15 protein-coding genes are annotated in these 15,808 nt (G+C 70.3%); 13 read left to right on the top strand and 2 right to left on the bottom strand.

Annotation, left to right across the window (positions count from 1 at the left end; all coding sequences use genetic code 11):
• From D7Y11_RS35865 to D7Y11_RS35845, 5 genes are all read left to right on the top strand, one after another.
• The coding region (locus tag D7Y11_RS35865; protein ID WP_126935928.1) for a hypothetical protein at window positions 1–1,284 on the top strand (1,284 nt) is incomplete at its 5' end.
• Complete coding sequence (locus tag D7Y11_RS35860; protein ID WP_233607499.1) at window positions 1,281–1,931, top strand: hypothetical protein; 651 nt, start codon at window positions 1,281–1,283, stop codon at window positions 1,929–1,931. The genes D7Y11_RS35865 and D7Y11_RS35860, both read left to right, overlap by 4 nt.
• Entirely contained in the window at window positions 1,928–3,166 is a 1,239-nt protein-coding gene (locus D7Y11_RS35855; RefSeq protein ID WP_126935927.1) for a YncE family protein, read from the top strand. The genes D7Y11_RS35860 and D7Y11_RS35855 overlap by 4 nt, the downstream gene beginning before the upstream one ends.
• Window positions 3,163–3,882: a c-type cytochrome gene (locus D7Y11_RS35850; RefSeq protein WP_126935926.1), complete on the top strand. Its 720-nt coding sequence runs from the start codon at window positions 3,163–3,165 to the stop codon at window positions 3,880–3,882. Before D7Y11_RS35855 ends, D7Y11_RS35850 begins: the two co-directional genes overlap by 4 nt.
• A gap of 129 nt (window positions 3,883–4,011) precedes the next feature.
• On the top strand, window positions 4,012–5,181 hold the full coding sequence (locus tag D7Y11_RS35845; protein WP_120580727.1) for a serine/threonine-protein kinase: 1,170 nt from the start codon (window positions 4,012–4,014) through the stop codon (window positions 5,179–5,181).
• A gap of 4 nt (window positions 5,182–5,185) precedes the next feature.
• Here D7Y11_RS35845 and D7Y11_RS35840 read toward each other — a convergent pair whose 3' ends face one another.
• Window positions 5,186–5,545: a helix-turn-helix transcriptional regulator gene (locus D7Y11_RS35840; protein WP_120580726.1), complete on the bottom strand. Its 360-nt coding sequence runs from the start codon at window positions 5,543–5,545 to the stop codon at window positions 5,186–5,188.
• Between the two features lie 197 nt (window positions 5,546–5,742).
• Between D7Y11_RS35840 and D7Y11_RS35835 the strand changes: the two genes are divergently transcribed.
• The 6 genes from D7Y11_RS35835 to D7Y11_RS35810 all read left to right on the top strand — a co-directional run bounded on the left by D7Y11_RS35835 (window position 5,743) and on the right by D7Y11_RS35810 (window position 13,310).
• Window positions 5,743–7,590, top strand: a complete 1,848-nt coding sequence (locus tag D7Y11_RS35835) for a serine/threonine-protein kinase (RefSeq protein WP_120580725.1) — start codon at window positions 5,743–5,745, stop codon at window positions 7,588–7,590.
• Window positions 7,591–7,616: 26 nt separating this feature from the next.
• Entirely contained in the window at window positions 7,617–8,528 is a 912-nt protein-coding gene (locus tag D7Y11_RS35830; RefSeq protein ID WP_121754225.1) for a DUF2381 family protein, read from the top strand.
• 108 nt (window positions 8,529–8,636) lie between these two features.
• Complete coding sequence (locus D7Y11_RS35825) at window positions 8,637–9,071, top strand: hypothetical protein (RefSeq protein ID WP_126935925.1); 435 nt, start codon at window positions 8,637–8,639, stop codon at window positions 9,069–9,071.
• A gap of 139 nt (window positions 9,072–9,210) precedes the next feature.
• On the top strand, window positions 9,211–11,628 hold the full coding sequence (locus D7Y11_RS35820; protein ID WP_158642041.1) for a PAS domain S-box protein: 2,418 nt from the start codon (window positions 9,211–9,213) through the stop codon (window positions 11,626–11,628).
• Window positions 11,629–12,028: 400 nt separating this feature from the next.
• Entirely contained in the window at window positions 12,029–12,787 is a 759-nt protein-coding gene (locus D7Y11_RS35815) for a hypothetical protein (RefSeq protein ID WP_126935923.1), read from the top strand.
• A gap of 118 nt (window positions 12,788–12,905) precedes the next feature.
• Entirely contained in the window at window positions 12,906–13,310 is a 405-nt protein-coding gene (locus tag D7Y11_RS35810) for a DUF2203 domain-containing protein (protein ID WP_120581637.1), read from the top strand.
• A gap of 7 nt (window positions 13,311–13,317) precedes the next feature.
• On the opposite strand, the gene D7Y11_RS35805 is transcribed toward D7Y11_RS35810, so the two are convergent.
• Window positions 13,318–13,923, bottom strand: coding sequence for a hypothetical protein (locus D7Y11_RS35805; protein ID WP_126935922.1), 606 nt, complete (start codon window positions 13,921–13,923; stop codon window positions 13,318–13,320).
• Between the two features lie 159 nt (window positions 13,924–14,082).
• On the opposite strand from D7Y11_RS35805, the gene D7Y11_RS35800 reads away from it, so the two are divergent.
• The gene (locus D7Y11_RS35800; RefSeq protein ID WP_169822714.1) at window positions 14,083–15,009 is read left to right on the top strand and encodes an NmrA/HSCARG family protein; all 927 of its coding nucleotides are present in this window, start codon (window positions 14,083–14,085) and stop codon (window positions 15,007–15,009) included.
• Window positions 15,010–15,105: 96 nt separating this feature from the next.
• Window positions 15,106–15,808: hypothetical protein (locus tag D7Y11_RS35795; RefSeq protein WP_199753879.1), on the top strand; the 703-nt coding region annotated here is incomplete at its 3' end.

Below are 15,808 nucleotides of genomic sequence, written 5' to 3'. Positions count from 1 at the left end.
CTCCTGGGCTCGGTGAGCTCGGGCGCCGCGTGGGCGCACGCGGGCCTGCCGGAGACGGCCAACGTCACGCTGCGGCGAGGCCACTCCGAGGACTTCTTCGTGGGGGCCACGTTTGGCGCGGTCATCTCGCGCGACAGTGGGCGGACGTGGCGCTGGGTGTGTCCGGATGCCATGGGGTATGGCGGCTGGCGCCCGGAGTCCTTCGTCTGGCGCGAGACAGGGCAAATCCTGGCGGCCACCGGCAACGCGCTGCTGTCCTCGAAGGACGGCGCGTGTTCGTGGTCGTCGCACCCGGCGTTCAAGGACACCTGGGTGACGGGGCTCGCGGCGCACCCCTCGGATGACGCGGTGCTGTACGTGGCCACGGGCCGCTCCACGTCGGCGACCAACGGGGTGTTCCGCTCGGAGGACGGCGGGGAGACGTGGCGGCCGTTGGGGCTCCAGCGCGCGGGGGTCCTCTTCTCCGCCGTGCGCGTGTCCACCGCGGACCCGCGCACGCTCTACGTGTCCGCGTCGGACACGGCGCGCATGTATCTGTTCCGCAGCGACGACGCGGGCGAGACGTGGGAGGAATTGCCGCAGGCCTTCCCGGACCTGGTGCGCCCGTTCGACTTCGTGGTGACGGCGACGGACCCGGTGGAGCCGCACCGCGTCTGGGCGCGCGTGTCCGCGCAGGGCTATACGCACATCCTGCACAGCACGGACGGCGGGCGCACCTTCACCGCGCGCACGGGCGCCGGCATCGACGACGTGTTCATCAACATGGACGTCTCCGCCGACGGCGGCACCGCGTGGGTGTCCACGTACAGCTCCTTTTTCCGCAGCCAGGAGGGCGGGGCCTTCTCCAAGCTGGTGCTGCCCACCGGCAACGCGTGCGTGACGCGCGTGGGAGACGTCATCTACGGCTGCGGCTCGCCGTGGCTCCATGACTGGTCGCTGGCGCGCAGCAGCGACGACGGCACCACGTGGGAGCCCCTCTTCAGCCTGGAGCAGATCCAAGGCAGCCATCAGTGCCCGGCGGGAACGCCCGTGCGCGAGCTGTGTCCGTCGCGCTGGCCCCAGCTCGCGGAGACGATTGGCGCGCCGCTCTACCCGGATGGCGTTCCGGACGCCGGCGTGCTGGATGCGGGAGTGCAGCCGGTGGAGGACGCGGGCACGCCCGCCGACCCGAAGCCGAAGCCGTCCTCCGGTTGTGCCGCCGCGCCCGCGGGCATGTTGCTTCCGCTGTTCCTGCTTCCCTTGCTTCCCTTGACGCGCCGCGGCCGTCGGCGCGAGGCCCCATGACCATGAAGCTGAAGACGTCCCTGCCCTGGAGTACCGCTGCTGTCGCGCTGCTCGCCCTGAGCGCGTGCAACGGCGACGACACCGAGCCCCAGGCCACCGAGTGCGAGGAACCGCTCTACGCGGGCGGCGCCACGGACGAGGCGTGGCGCACGCTGGTGGATGCGAGGAACCAGCCCCAGGACAGTTCGCGCGCGGTGACGCTCACGTCGCCCGAGTCCCAGCAGGAGTACTGGACGGACCAATCCGCGCCGCTGTGGCAGTGGACGTCTCCGCTGCGCGCGTCGCTGGAACGCCCGGGCCGCACGTCCCCCCTGCTGGAGGCCCGTCCTCGCGAGTCGAAGCGCTCGGTGCTCGCGTGGCTGGGGAACCTGGTGCTGCCCACCGCCGAAGCCCACCTGCCGCCGTACACGGGCGACCTCTACTGGGTGAAGGTCCACGTCGCCGGGCGCGAGTGCCCCATCGTCCAGGTGTTGACGTCGGAGTTGCAGTGGCAACTGGATGACGGCTCCTGGCAGACGGTGAAGGACTCGGCGGGCAAGGCGCTGTCGGTGCAGGTGGTGAGCGCGTACCTGGTGCAGAACCGCATCACTGAGGGGCCGTACACGCTGGGGACTCCGGTGCCCTTCACCATGGGAATGGCCAGGTGAGGCGCGCCGCCTGGCTTTGCGTTCTGGCACTGGGCGCTTGCACGGAGGCCGAACCGCCGGAGCCGGGCAAGGACGTGCCCGAGCTGACGTACGCGGATCCAAACCCGTGGACGCGGGGCGGCTCGACGGTGCCGCCTCCGGGAGCTTCCGGGCGGCTGCTGGTGACGAACAGCCTGGATGACTCCGTGAGCCTGCTGGACATGGACGGGCTGGGGACGCCGGGCTGGGGCGAGCTGGCGCGCGTGCCGGTGGGGCTCAACCCGGTGGAGCTGGAGGGACCGCACCACACGGCGGTGTCGCCTGCGGGCGACTACTACTACGTGGGCATCTCCAACTACGTGCCCGGAGGCGGCTCGGGTCCGCATGGCGCGCATGGGACGGGGACGGCGGACGGCTACTGCCTGAAGCTGAGCGCGAAGGACAACCGGTTGGTGGCGTCCACGCGCGTGGACCGCAACCCGGGGGACGTCATCGTCAGCGCGGACGGGCGCACGCTGTACCAGACGCACTTCGACCTGTTGCGCATCGCGGACGTGGCGCGGAAGGGCGGGCCGGAGGAGGACATGGTCTCGCGCCTGGTCATCCTCGACGCGGAGACGATGACGGTGAAGGAGCGGGTGAAGGTCTGCCCCGCGCCGCACGCGGTGCGCCTGTCCGCGGATGAGCGCACGGCGTACGTGGCGTGCTGGTCGGACGAGGTCGCGGTGGTGGACCTGGCGGCGGCGGGCATGCCGGTGACGCGCGTGAAGGTGGCGGCGGGCTCGGGCACCGCGGTGAGTCCGCGCCATCAGCCGTACGCGCTCACGGTGTCGCCCACGACGGGGGACGTGTGGGTCAGCTCGCTCGCGAGCAAGCAGGTGCAGGTGCTGGAGCCCGGGACGCGCGCGATGAACCCGGAGCGCACGGTGTACCTGCGCGGCTCGCCCATGTTCGGCGCGTTCACGCGGGACGGGCGCACGCTGTACATGCCCTATCAGCAGGAGGACGCGGTGGCGGTCATCGACGCGGCGACGTCCACGGTGCAGCGCACGGTGCAGTTGTCACAGGCGGGATGTCTCAACGTGCATCAGTTCATGCTGACGCCGGACGAGCGCCACGGATTGGCGGTCTGCGAAGGGGACCACATCGGCCCGGGCACGTTGCACGTCGTGGACCTGACGGAGGGCACGGTGCTGTCCACGGTGCGGATGGGCATCTTCCCGGACTCGGTGAGCCTGTTGCGGGGGCAGCCGTGAGGGGCCTGCGCGCGGGTGTGGCGGCGGTGCTCGCGGGGGTGCTGGCCGGGTGTGGGGGCGAAGAGGGGCCCCAGGCCGCGGCGGACTACGGAGAGGCGCTGTTCCAGGACGCGCGGCTGTCGTCGAGCGAGTACAACAAGTTCTCGTGCGCGACGTGCCACGTGACGACGGCGGAGGCGCCGGCGGGGCGCATCGACTCAGGGCACACGCTGTACAACGTGGCGGCGCGGCCGAGCTGGTGGGGCGGCGGCGAGACGCAGCTGCTGGACGCGGTGAACTTCTGCTACGTGAACTTCATGCGCGGCGTGACGAAGCTGGGGGCGGAGGAGCCGCGCTCCCGCGCGCTGTATGAGTACCTGTCGCGGATCAGCCCGGACGCGCAGGCGCCCGCGCTGCCGTTCACGGTGGTGAAGGACATCCAGGACGTGCCCCGGGGCGACGCCACGCGAGGCGAAGCGGTGTACCGGGCGGCGTGCCAGAACTGCCACGGCGCGACGCACACGGGAGATGGACGGCTGACGGAGCTGGCGTCGGTGCTGCCGGAGGTGACTCGCGAATACGACCGGCTCTTCCCGGGCATCCCGCACGCGCAGGTGGTCATCGAGAAGGTGCGGCACGGTCCGTTCTTCGGCGTGGGAGGCAACATGCCGCTCTACAGCACGGAGGCCCTGTCCGACGCGGACCTGGGTGCGCTGCTCATGTATCTGGGACTTTGACGGGCCGCACTCCCAACCTCACCCAGACACAGTTATTGACCTTTAAAGTTCAAAATCATGGACTTTAAAAGTCAAATCCACTCAAGTTCCTGGGAGGCGCCGCGCTTTTCTTCCGCCTCCCGAGGAGCCATGCCCGACACGACGACCAACGACCTGGCGCGCACGGAAGCCTCGCCGCGTCGCAGGCAACTTCCGCCGACGCCGGACAGGCCCCAGCACCTCTTCACCATCGACGGCATCCGCTACGAAGCCGTCCGCGAGTTGGTGCGGATGCAGACGGGCGAGGTGCTGATGCTGGCGCAACGCTTCCCAGCGAGAGGGAACGAGTTGCCCGGCTTCTGCTTCGTCCGGAAGCTGGCGAACCCCTCCACGTACATTCAGCGCACGCGCTTGGGAGAGGAGCTTCAACTGGCGTTCCGCGTGCGCCACCCAGCCATCGCCCAGGTCTTCCACCGCAAGGTGCACCAGGGCGCGCTGCATGTCGTCATGGAGTCCGTGGACGGCCCCTCGCTGGAGACGCTGGTGAGCGCGGGCGTAGCGCGCGGACGACGCGTCTCCGAGTCCTTCGCCCTCTATGTCGGCGCGGAGATCGCGGAGGCGCTGCACCACGCGCACACCCTGACGGACACGGACGGCCAGTCGCTGGGCGTCATCCACCGCGACGTCAACCCCCGCCACGTCTACGTGGGGACACAGGGCGAGGTGAAGCTGACGAACTTCGGCGCGGCGTACTCGCTGGTGGTGGGACGCGAGGAGTCACCCGCAAACCTCGTGCGTGGAGATGTGGCCTACGCTTCGCCGGAATACCTGGGGCGGCAGCCGCTTTCGCCGCGCTCCGACGTCTTCAGCCTGGGCGTGCTGCTGGTGGAGCTCTTCACCGGCAAGCACCTCTTCGACGTGGAGGACGTGCCACGCCCGCCCAGGCGCCTGGCCTACCTCTATTCGGAAATCCTTCCCTCCCTGCCGCTGACACAGATGCAGGTGCTGCTGGCGAGCTTCGGTCCGAAGGACGTCGAGGAGGCCGTGGGCTCACTCTCCCCGGACGTGAAGGCGATGCTGCATGTCGCGCTGCGCGCCAACCCCGAGGAGCGGTTCGCCACGGCGGCGGACATGCGGGATGCCATGCGAATCGCCCTGGCAAGGCGGCACCCGGGCTATGGCCGCCAGGAGGCCGCGGTGGAGTGGGCCCGGGTACTGGCGGAGGGCAGCGGCCTTCGCGACGCGGTGGAGTTTGGCGAGAGTGGCCTCTTCCGCGAAGGGCTGGAGCCCCATGAACTGGAGGGCGTGAAGCGGGAGTAATCCGTCAGCGTGCCAGCGCCGAAGCGACGTGAAGAAGGGCGTCCAGCTTCTCTGCGTCCAACTTGCGCGCGAGGTGGAGAAGGCGCCGCAGCTCCGGGGCGTCCTCTTCCTTGGGCTGGGGCTTGTGGCCCTTGCGCACGTCACCTGTCGCGGTGAGGCCCAGGAGTTTCTCAGGGGAGACGCGCAGCTCCCGGCAGAGGCGGTAGAGGGAGGGGACGCTGGGAAGCATCTTCCCGCGCTCCAGACGGTTGTAGACGGGGTGTACCAGTCCAATGCGCTCCGCGACTTCGGCCTGAGTCAGGCCCAGGTGCTGGCGGGCCGCGCGAGCCTCCGTGCCGATGGTGATGCCGAGTTCTTCATTCATGGCGGGGCTCAGCGTAGCCCAGGGCGCGCAGGGATGAATGTTGGAGGTTGGAAGCGCTTGAGTGGACTCCACGAGTCCCCAGCTGGATGCGTCCCAAGGCGTTGGGCCTCCCGGGCTTCTCATGCCTTGGGTAGGGTGCGCGCCCCGCCGGGAGGCCGCCGCATGCGAGAAGGCTGGAAGTCCGAAAGAGGGCAGCCATGATTCGGGGGCCGCCTCCCGCCGTGCTGAATCCGGGGGCCCAGTTGCTGGGCTACACGGTGGAGCACCAGCTGGGGCAGGGAGGCTTCGGGACGGTGTACCTCGCGCGCTGCGAGGGCCAGCGCTTCGCCCTGAAGCTGCTGCACCTGCCGCGCGTGGGCGAGCGGGCGGAGCGCGAAGTCTCCATCCTCACCCGGCTGCGGCACCCCAACGTGGTGAGAATCCTGGGCCACGGCTACTGGCCGGTGGCCCAGCCTCAGTTCGCCGTCATCGTCATGGAGTACGTCGACGGGCGCCAACTGGACGAATGGGCTGACGCGGAGAATCCCACGGCGCGACAGGCGGCGCGCGTGCTGTTGGGCGTGGCGCGGGCGCTCGCCGCCGCCCATGCGGACGGGGTGGTGCACCGGGACGTGAAGGAGGCCAACATCATGGTGCGCGCCTCGGATGGCGTGGCCAAGCTGGTGGACTTCGGCATTGGCGACTACGCGGGCGCGCGTGACTTGACCGCGGACATCCTCCCGCCCGGGACGGTGGACTACCGCGCGCCGGAGGCATGGCGCTTCCTCAGGGCCCATCGCGAGGCGCCGGACGCCCGGTACACGGCGGGCCCGGCGGACGACTTGTGGGCGCTGGGCCTCGTCTTCTACCGGCTGCTGACGGCGCGCTTCCCCTTCGATGGCGAGGATGCCGCCAGCTTGACGGAGGCGATTCTCGGGAGCGCGCCCATGCCGCCGCACAAGGAGAATGAGCGCGTGCCCCGGGCGCTGGGCGACGTGTGCCTGCGGCTCTTGGAGAAGACGCCCGAGGCGCGCACGCCGAGCGCCCGGCAGCTTTGCGAGTCCCTGGAGGAGGCGCTGCGTGGCGCGGACGCGGCGTGGGACGTGCCGCTCTGCGACGCCTATGCCGAGGACTCCGCGACGACGGAGGGGGAGGACCTCGACAGCTTCGAGCAGTGGCGGAACGAACCCCGGCACCGTCCGCGCCGGGGCCAACGCCTTCCCCTGAAAGTGGCGCCAGTTGGGGACGCGAATGCCGCGGCGAACGTGTCGCCGCATCCCGCGACGACCGTACATGTTGCGCCTGTGAAGCGCGGAGCCTTCCGTGCCTGGATGGCGCTCGTCCTGGTGCTCGTCCTGGCAGGGGCGGCGTGGGGACTTGGGACGTCACGCATCGCGAGGCTGGCCCACACCCGTCAGGAAGTAGCGCCCCCTGGCAAGTCGCCTCAAGCTGGCCGCGCCGCTGCTCCAACCGGGCCGGAGGCCACCGCCGCGGCCGTCGCTCTCCCCGCGACGCTCCAGGAGGACTCAGCCACCGTGACGACGCGACCGGAAGACACCCTGCCCCCTCAGCTCCCCTCGAAGCCCGCGAAGAAGGGCATGAGTGTCATGACCCGCGCGGCGAGCACGGCGGCGGCTTGTGCGGCGCTCGCGTGCCCCGGGTCGCAGGTACGTCCGCCTCCGCCGCCAGAGCCGTGTCCGGTGGGGGCAGTGAAGGCCATGGAGAAGCTGAACATTCCCCTGGGCCGCAAAGCCTACGCGGTCTTCATCATCGACGATCCGAAGGTCATCTCCGTGCGGGAGGGGCCGACGGAATTGATCCTGGCTGGCCCTTGGAAGGACATGCCGAGCAACACGGTGCTGTCTGGCCGGCTCATCGTGAGGGATCGCGTGTATGGGCGCCTGACCTGGGCAACGACGCCGAAGGGCGACAGTTTTCCCGTGTGCATGGAGGTCCTCGCGGAGGACAGTGTCCGAGGCATGGCCCGAAAGCCTGGAGACGACTCACCCTCCAGTGCCCGTATCTTCACGAGCGCTCAAGTGAGAGCGGTGAGCGAGTTCGAGTAGCGGGATTCCCCGGGAGCCATCGCCGAGTGTCTTCTTCTTCTTTCGCCGTGCTCCTTGGACTCCTGCTCGCGAGTGGAGCGTCGGCCGACCCATCGGAAGCCGGTGCTTCCTTGCCGGGCGTGCGCCGGATCGAGTTGGCTCCCGATGACGCTTCCTCCACCCACGAAATCGCAATCAGCGCTCAGCTTTCGACAACGTTCCTCTTCGACTCCGACTTGAAGCGCGGCGAAGTCGAACTGGAGAGCCGGGACCGCTTTTCTCTCGTGGATGCAGGGCAGGCCACATTGCGGCTGGTGCCTTCAGCACGTTTGACTGCTGGAGAGAGGCTGCGTCTGTTCGTGCGCTTCCGGGATGGGGCTGCGCCAGCAAGCGCCTCATTCCTTCTTCGAGTGCATCCCGCGACGGCGGAACCTCTCATTGAGGTCTATCGCGGCATGCGGACAATCGAGACGTACCAGCAAGAAATCCGGGAGGTTCGTGCGGGGTTGACGCGCTGCCAGGGCGAAGTCGTACGACTGGTGGCCGAACAGAATGCTCCGGGCGGGCTGGCAGGTCTCGTCTTCTCCGGCGCGCTGGACGAGCATGGAGTGACCGGACGACTCGTGACCGAGGCTGTCGCTCGTGCGGCTGGAAACGCGCTTAAGGCAACCTCCGTCAAGAGTTATCGGTCCGCGACGGGGGTTGCTGTCGAGATCAATTTGACGGTGATGGCGGGCGCTCCTCCATGGGTCGCGAAGGGGGCAACGCTTCGAGGCAAGACCGGGGCGGAGTTGAAGGTGCTTCGGCTCTGGCAGCAACGGCCCATCCCGACAGGTGAGTTCGGGCTCGTCGTGGTGGAGGCCGACGCTTCAACGGCGGCCCAGGGAGCCTTCTCCCTGAAGCTGTGGGAGGAAGACGGGCCGCGTACGATCACACTCGACAACGTGATGTTCCCATAGGGAGCCCACTGGTGATTCCTCGCCGCCCCTGACGGCGGGTGCCACCGCCACATCTCCCGCTGGCGACTGGGGCGCGTTCAAGGCCTTCGAGGGAAAGGACTGGCTGCCATGACGCTGCGTGGATTGCGCGCGCTCGGACTCGGGCTCCTGGGTCTTGGGCTGAGTGGGTGCGGCCTGCTCGGCTACCACAAGCTCCCTGTGGCTCCTCGTGCGCCTGAAGAAGAAGCGGCTCGGGTTCACTTCCCGGAGTCCTTCGACAATGCCACCCATCTTTCAGGGCCCATGCTGGAGGCCCTGAGCCTGGCACTGAACGACTTCCTTCCACCGGGTCGGAAGGTCCAGACCCATGCACGCGATCCGCGCATCGCGGAGTGTCTGTCACGCCGCGACACCTACGAGACGCGTGTGCTCCGCTCCGAGGAGGGATTGTTCTTCATCTCCTTCATTCCGGATCTGTCGCGCTGCGGCCTGGATGCGGAGATCCTGGATGGAGGCGCGGTCTATTGCGTGGATGCGCAGGGCCGCATCGTCACCGTGCGCTGAAGCCGCCTGACCGCTGCCCAGGCAAGGAGGCAGGGGCCGAACATCCCGCCCCTGCCCATGCGAGCCCGGCCGCCGCACCTCAAGAACATTCATGTCTTCGTCGGGTCCACAGGAGCACGGCCCTTCATCCGAAGAGCCCATGCCCACGAGGGGCCGGTCCCCTGCGTCCCTGGCCGGGCTGCTGAACACCGAACGCGAGGCGCTCCTGGAGGACTGGTGCGCCCGGGTGTCGCCTCTCTTCACCACCCTGCGCCTGTCACAAGAGCAGCTCGTTGACGCCCTGCCCGCCCTGCTCGATGAGCTCCACACCGCGCTCGTGGACGCGGAGGAGGACGCGGACGGCCTCCCCCCGCTCCACCACAGCGAGGCCGCTGGAGCACACGGCCGGCAGCGCCTGCGCCTGGGCGCGGACGTGTCCCTCGTCACGCGCGAATACGCCCTCCTGCGCGACTGCATCCTGTCGCGCGCCGAGCGCGCCGACGTGGACGTGCCGCTGCATCAACTGCGCGTGCTTGGCGCCAGCATCGACAACGCGCTGGCCCAGGCCGTCATCCCGTTCGCGTTCGACAGCGCCGAGCGTCGCCACATCGAGGTCGAGGAGCGCGAGCGCTTCTTCCAGCTGTCCCCGGACATGTTCTGCGTCGCGGGCCTGGACGGGTACTTCAAGCGCGTGAACACGTACTTCGTCAGCGTGCTCGGGTGGAGCGAAGCGGAGCTCTACCAGCACCCCTTCATGGACCTCATCCACCCCGATGACCGGGCGTCCACCCAGGAGGAGATGCGCAAGCTGGCCCACGGCATCCCCACCCTGCGCTTCCAGAACCGCTTCCGCACCCGCGACGGCCGCTACCGGTGGCTCGCGTGGGCCTCCCGCCCCGCGCCCGAGCTGGGCCTCATCTACGCCGCCGCGCGCGACATCACCGAACAGAAGACCGTGGCCCAGGAGCGCGAACAACTGCTGGAGGTCGTGCGCGACAGCGAGGCCCGCTTCCGCAACATGGCGGACCACGCCCCCGTCATGCTCTGGGTGACGGACGTGCAAGGCGCCACGACGTACATGAACCGGGGCTGGTACGCCTTCACCGGCCAGACCGAGGCCACGGGTCTGGGCTTCGGCTGGTTCGACGCCATCCACCCCGACGACCTGGAGCGCACGCAGCGGACCTTCACGGAGTCCAACGCCGCCCGCCAGCCCTTCCGCCTGGACTACCGCCTGCGCGGCACGGACGGACACTACCGGTGGGCCGTGGACACCGGCTCGCCCCGCTTCGACGCGGACGGACACTTCCTGGGCTACATCGGCAGCGTCATCGACATCTCCGACCGCAAGCAGGCGGAGGTGGACCGCGAGGCCCTGCTCGCCCGCGAGAGCGCCGCGCGCCGCGAGGCCGAAGAGGCCAACCAGCTCAAGGACGAGTTCCTCGCCACCATCAGCCATGAGCTGCGCACGCCCCTCACGGCCATCCTCGGCTGGGTGCAGCTCCTGCGCACCGGCACCCTGCCCGCCCCCCGCCAGGAGCGCGCGCTGGAGACCATCGAGCGCAACGCGCGCGCGCAGGGACAGCTCATCGAGGACCTGCTCGACGTCAGCCGCATCGTGTCCGGCAAGCTCAAACTGGACGTGTCGCCCGTGGACCTGTCCGCGGTGGTGCAGCAGGCGCTCGAGTCCGTGCAGCCAGCGGCGGACGCGCGCCGCATCGAGGTAAGGGCCACGGTGGACACCACCAGCAGCGTCATGGGCGATCCGCACCGGCTCCAGCAGGTGGTGTGGAACCTGCTGTCCAACGCGGTGAAGTTCACGCCCAAGGGCGGCCACGTGCGGCTGGTGGTGGCGCGGCGCGACTCCATCGTGGAGCTCACCGTGGAGGACACCGGCCAGGGCATCTCCGAGGCCTTCCTCCCCCACGTCTTCGAGCGCTTCCGCCAGGCCGACGGCGGCAGCACGCGCAAGACGGGTGGGCTGGGACTGGGGCTGGCCATCGTTCGGCACATCGTGGAGATGCACGGCGGCACCGTCTCCGCCGCCAGCGACGGCGAGGGCCGGGGCGCCACCTTCACCGTGCGGCTGCCCCTGTCCGTCACGCAGTGGCGCGACCCCACCATGCCGCCGTCGCCGAAACCTCCCGTGGCGGAGCGGATGCCCTCGCCCCCGCCGGAGCTGGGCGGCGTGCGGGTGCTCGTGGTGGATGACGAGGAGGACGCGCGCGAGCTGCTGAGCACGCTCCTGGAGGACAGCGGCGCCCGGGTGGTGACCGCGGGCTCCGCGCTGGAGGGACTCCAGGTGCTCCAGGCGGAGCATCCGGACGTGCTCGTCTCCGACATCGGCATGCCGGTCACGGACGGCTACGGCTTCATCGAGCGCGTGCGCGCGCTGTCCGCCGAGAAGGGCGGCCACACCCCGGCGGTGGCCATCACCGCCTATGCCCGCTCGGAGGACCGCACCCGCGTGCTGCGCGCCGGCTTCCAGAGCCACGTGCCCAAGCCGGTGGAGCCCGGGGAGCTGCTCGCCGTCATCGCCTCGCTCGCGGACCGGTACCCCGCGCTTCCGAAGGCGTGACGGCCGTCCCCCGTGGAACGCCCGCCGCTGACGAACGCGACCTCGCGGCCCAGGCCGGTCCGACTGTCGGACAGGTTCGTGCGGCGCGGCGCGGACGGGGTGCCCCCGCATGGGGCTCGCATCCCGCACCAAGGGCTCCGCGCCCTGGCCAGTCCGACTGTCGGACAGGTTCGTGCGGCGCGGCGCGGACGGGGTGCCCCCGCATGGGGCTCGAATCTCGCACCAGGGGCGCCGCATCCACGCCGAAGGCCTCGCAGCCACTGGACGCGCACCGCGCTCGAGGCCGCTCAGCCCGCGGCCCGCGTAGGACGCCGGACACGGCGCCACGCATCCTCCTGGCCATCGGGCCGGGGCAGGGCTTACCTTTCCCCCAATGCGTCCGCCGCCCGGACAACTGGCGATGTTCGACGCCCCGGCGCCCGGGCGTGAGCCGGAGCGTTCGCGGCTGCCCTCGCGCGAGGACGCGCTGCCCCGGGCCGCGGACCTGGCCCGGCGCGTGTCCGCCCTGCTGGGCCAGCCCGTGCACCTGCGCCTCACGGACAACCGCGCCACCCTGGTGAGCTACCGCCGCCTCCCCGAAGGCGTGCGCCTGCGCCTGCACCACCTCTTCCTGGACGCACCCGACACCGTGGTGCGCGCCCTGGCCCTCTACGTGTCCGGCGACACCGCCGCCGGCGAGGTGCTGGAGGCCTTCAGCCACGCCCACCACGGCCAGGTGCGCCGGGAGCGCAGGCCCGGAGCCCCGCTGCGCACTCGCGGCCGCTGCTTCGACCTCAAGGCCGTCCACGCCCGGCTGGACGCGGCCTACTTCGACGGGCGCGTGCACGCCGTGGAGGTGGGCTGGGCCCGCCGCCCCGCCCGCCGCACCCGCCGCACCATCCACCTGGGCGGCTACGACGCTCGCCTGCGCGAGGTGCGTGTCCACCCCGCGCTGGACCGCCCCTCCGTGCCCGCCTTCGTCGTGGACTTCATCGTCTTCCACGCCCTGCTGCACGCGGACCTCGCCGCCACCGACGCCGGCCCCGACGCCCACGACGACGCTGGCCGCTGCGCCGCGGAACACACCCCCGCCTTCCTCGCGCGCGAGGCCGCCTTCCCCTTGCGCGAAGCCGCCTGGCGCTGGCTCCTGGAAAACCTGTCATCGCTCCGGCGCGGGTGACCGCCCGTCTCACCCGCTGCCATGTTTCAGACATGTCACGGCCGCCGTGACACACCCTCCCGCCCCCACCCCGAAGGGAGTGGCCTGCGGAGGGCTCTCACTGCATGCTGTCCCCCCGATGCGCTTTTTCAGCGTGGAAGAGGCCAGCCGGCTGGTGCCGTTGCTGACGAAGACCTTCGGGCGCGTGCGCCCCTGGGTGGAGCGCGTGCAGAAGCTGGCGGAGGTGCTGGACGGCCCGGAGGCTCCGCCCGACACCCTCGAGGTGCGCTCCTTCCGAGAGGAGCGCGACGAGCTGCTGGAGCGCATCCGCGGTGAGCTGGGCCCGCTCCAGGAGATGGGCCTGGAGATAAAGGGCGCGGACGGCCTGGTGGACTTCCACGCGCGGCGCGGCGAGGAGCCCGTGTACCTCTGCTGGCGCTACGGCGAGAACGCCGTGGCGCACTGGCATGACTTGAAGGCCGGCTTCTCCGGACGCCGCCCCATCGACAGCCCGGACGACTTCGAGCCCACCTACCTCAGCTGAAACACCCTCACTTCGACAGGCTCTGGTGCAACAGGCCCAGCTTGTTGCGCGCGGAGAGCAGCTGCTGTCGCAGCGAATCCGCCTGCCGGCCGATGTCGGTGAACTTCGCCTCCTCCGCCGCGAGAGTCAGCGTGGCCGCGTCGTCCGCCACCTCCGCCATGCGCGCCTGGAGCGCGGTGAAGACCTCCGTGAGCCGCGCGTCCTCCTCCACCGTGCGCGTGGCCTGCTGGCGCAGCGCCGCGAACTCCTGCATGCGCCCGTTGAGGTCCGCCGCGCTCTGCCCCAGCGCCCCGTAGCGCGTGAGCAGCTCCTTGAACACCTCCGTGCGCTGCTGCAGCTCCTGCGCGCACACGTTGACCGCGTCCGCCTGCGCCTGCTGCCGGTTGCGCACCCCGGTGATGGCCTGCACCAGCGCGCCCACGCGCATCCGCAGCGCGTCGTCCAGGTCCGCCAGGTCCTTGAGCGTCTTCGACGCGCGCTCCAGGTGCTTCTCCGATGTCAGGGGCGCCTCCTTCAGCTGCTCCGACAGCGCCTCGAAGCGCAGCAGCTCTGCGTCGAGCGACTGTGCGGCGGAGACCAGCTCGGAGGACGGGGGCGTGTCACGCTTGCTCATGGGGCCGGGAGGATGCCATGCCGCCTGTCCCTCCCTTCCGGTCGCCTGCCTGCCTCGGGAGCCTGTGCTAGGGGGAAGACACTGCGGCTTCCAGGCCTCGCCAATGGAAGGGAGCGTCTCCAGCTTTCCGTGACACGTCGCGTCCGGAGGTCTGAAGCCATGCCCGTGGATTTCTCCATCACCGTGCTCGTCACTGGCGCCACCGGCCAGCAGGGCGGTGCCGTCCTCCGCAAGCTCGCCGACCGGGGGCACCACGTGGTGGCGCTGGTGCGGGACGCGGACGCTCCGGCCGCCCGCGCCCTGCGCAGGCCCGGCGTCACCCTGGCCCAGGGCGACTTCGACGACCCCGTCTCGCTGGAGAGCGCCATGCGCGGCGTGGACGCCGTCTACGCCATGGCCACGCCCTTCGGCGCGGGCGGCGTGGACGCGGAGGTCCAGCACGGCAAGAACCTGGCGGACGCGGCGAAGCGCGCCAGCGTGCGGCACTTCGTGTACTCGTCCGTGGCGGGCGCGTCGGAGCTCACCGGCATCCCGCACTTCGACAGCAAGCACGCCGTGGAGCTGTACCTGCGGCGGCGCGACATGCCCTTCACCATCCTGGGCCCCACCTTCTTCATGGAGAACCTCCTCCAGCGGCCCACGCGCGACATGCTGGCGGAGGGGAAGCTGGCCCTGGGGCTGCCCGCGACGCGCGGCCTCCAGATGGTCGCGGTGGAGGACCTGGCCGGCTTCGCGATGCACGTGCTGGGAGACCCGGAGCGCTTCATCGGCGAGCGCATCGAAGTTGCCTCCGACGAGGTGACGGGCCAGCAGGCCGCCGCGCTGCTCTCCATGGTGAGCGGCCACCGCATCCACTTCGAACAGATTCCCCTGGCTCAACTCCAACAGCAGAGCGAGGACCTGGCGGCCATGTTCGAGTGGCTGGACCGGGTGGGCTACCACGCGGACATCCTCACGCTGCGCAACAGCCACCTGCGCGTGGGCTGGCAGACCTTCGAGACCTGGGCGCGCCATCAGGACTGGGACTTCGTCAACGCGCCCTCCTGGCCCGCCACCGCCGCCGAGCCGGTGACGCCCCAGCCGTAGAGTCCCCGGCCGCCGGCCCCCCCTCCGGGTGGGAGCACGAGGCATGTCATCCCCTGAACGCCGCACGCCCTACCTTGAAGTACGAGGAGGCATACGATGCGTGAAGCATTGGGAGTGGGGGCCCTGGGGTTGATGCTGATGGCGGGCTGCGCGGCGGAGACGAAGCTGCGGCCCGTGCCGGAAGCGGGAGTCCTCCAGGGCGGCAAGAGCAGCGCCATCAAGGAGCAGGAGGGCGTGCGGCTCACGGCGGACGGCTCGGCCTGGAAGGGCTCACCGTCCGACCTGGAGCGCCGGGTCACCCCTGTCTACGTCCGGCTGGAGAACAATGGGGACCGCCCGATCCGCCTCCAGTACAAGGACTTCGCGCTGGTGGGCCAGGAGACGCGCTTCCGCTACAGCGCGCTGCCGCCCCTGTCGCTGCGGCAGGCCACGTCCTCGAATGAGACGGAGGCGCCCGCGCGCATCAGCCCGGTGATGTACCCCGGGGGCAGGGCGTGGGCGGGCGGCGGCTACGGCTACGGGCCCTGGCGCGGCGGCTGGGGACCGGGCTGGTACGGCGGGCCCTGGGGCTGGGGAGGCAACTTCTACGGGGGGCCGTACTACTACGATCCACCACTGCCCACCGCGGACATGCTCAACAACGCACTGCCGGAGGGCACACTGGAGCCCGGCGGCACGCAGGAGGGCTTCCTCTACTTCCAGGGCGTGGCCCACCGGGAGGACGTGGTGACGCTCCAGTTGAACCTGGTGGACGCGGAATCAGGGGCGCCGTTCGGTTCGCTCGGCATCCCCTTCCAGG

The sequence above is a fragment of the Corallococcus sp. AB018 genome (assembly GCF_003986945.1).
GTDB classification, from domain to species: domain Bacteria; phylum Myxococcota; class Myxococcia; order Myxococcales; family Myxococcaceae; genus Corallococcus; species Corallococcus exiguus.
Note: the sequence above shows the minus strand (reverse complement) of the source record. Positions and strands in the feature narration are given on the sequence as shown.

What these genes read in the sequence shown, in the direction of transcription:
- D7Y11_RS35810 (WP_120581637.1), top strand. Translation starts at nt 12,906, where the DNA reads ATGCGCTTTTTCAGCGTGGAAGAGGCCAGCCGGCTGGTGCCGTTGCTG.
- D7Y11_RS35835 (WP_120580725.1), top strand. Translation starts at nt 5,743, where the DNA reads ATGATTCGGGGGCCGCCTCCCGCCGTGCTGAATCCGGGGGCCCAGTTG.
- D7Y11_RS35840 (WP_120580726.1), bottom strand. Translation starts at nt 5,545, where the DNA reads ATGAATGAAGAACTCGGCATCACCATCGGCACGGAGGCTCGCGCGGCC.
- D7Y11_RS35845 (WP_120580727.1), top strand. Translation starts at nt 4,012, where the DNA reads ATGCCCGACACGACGACCAACGACCTGGCGCGCACGGAAGCCTCGCCG.
- D7Y11_RS35825 (WP_126935925.1), top strand. Translation starts at nt 8,637, where the DNA reads ATGACGCTGCGTGGATTGCGCGCGCTCGGACTCGGGCTCCTGGGTCTT.
- D7Y11_RS35820 (WP_158642041.1), top strand. Translation starts at nt 9,211, where the DNA reads ATGCCCACGAGGGGCCGGTCCCCTGCGTCCCTGGCCGGGCTGCTGAAC.
- D7Y11_RS35860 (WP_233607499.1), top strand. Translation starts at nt 1,281, where the DNA reads ATGACCATGAAGCTGAAGACGTCCCTGCCCTGGAGTACCGCTGCTGTC.
- D7Y11_RS35815 (WP_126935923.1), top strand. Translation starts at nt 12,029, where the DNA reads ATGTTCGACGCCCCGGCGCCCGGGCGTGAGCCGGAGCGTTCGCGGCTG.
- D7Y11_RS35800 (WP_169822714.1), top strand. Translation starts at nt 14,083, where the DNA reads ATGCCCGTGGATTTCTCCATCACCGTGCTCGTCACTGGCGCCACCGGC.
- D7Y11_RS35805 (WP_126935922.1), bottom strand. Translation starts at nt 13,923, where the DNA reads ATGAGCAAGCGTGACACGCCCCCGTCCTCCGAGCTGGTCTCCGCCGCA.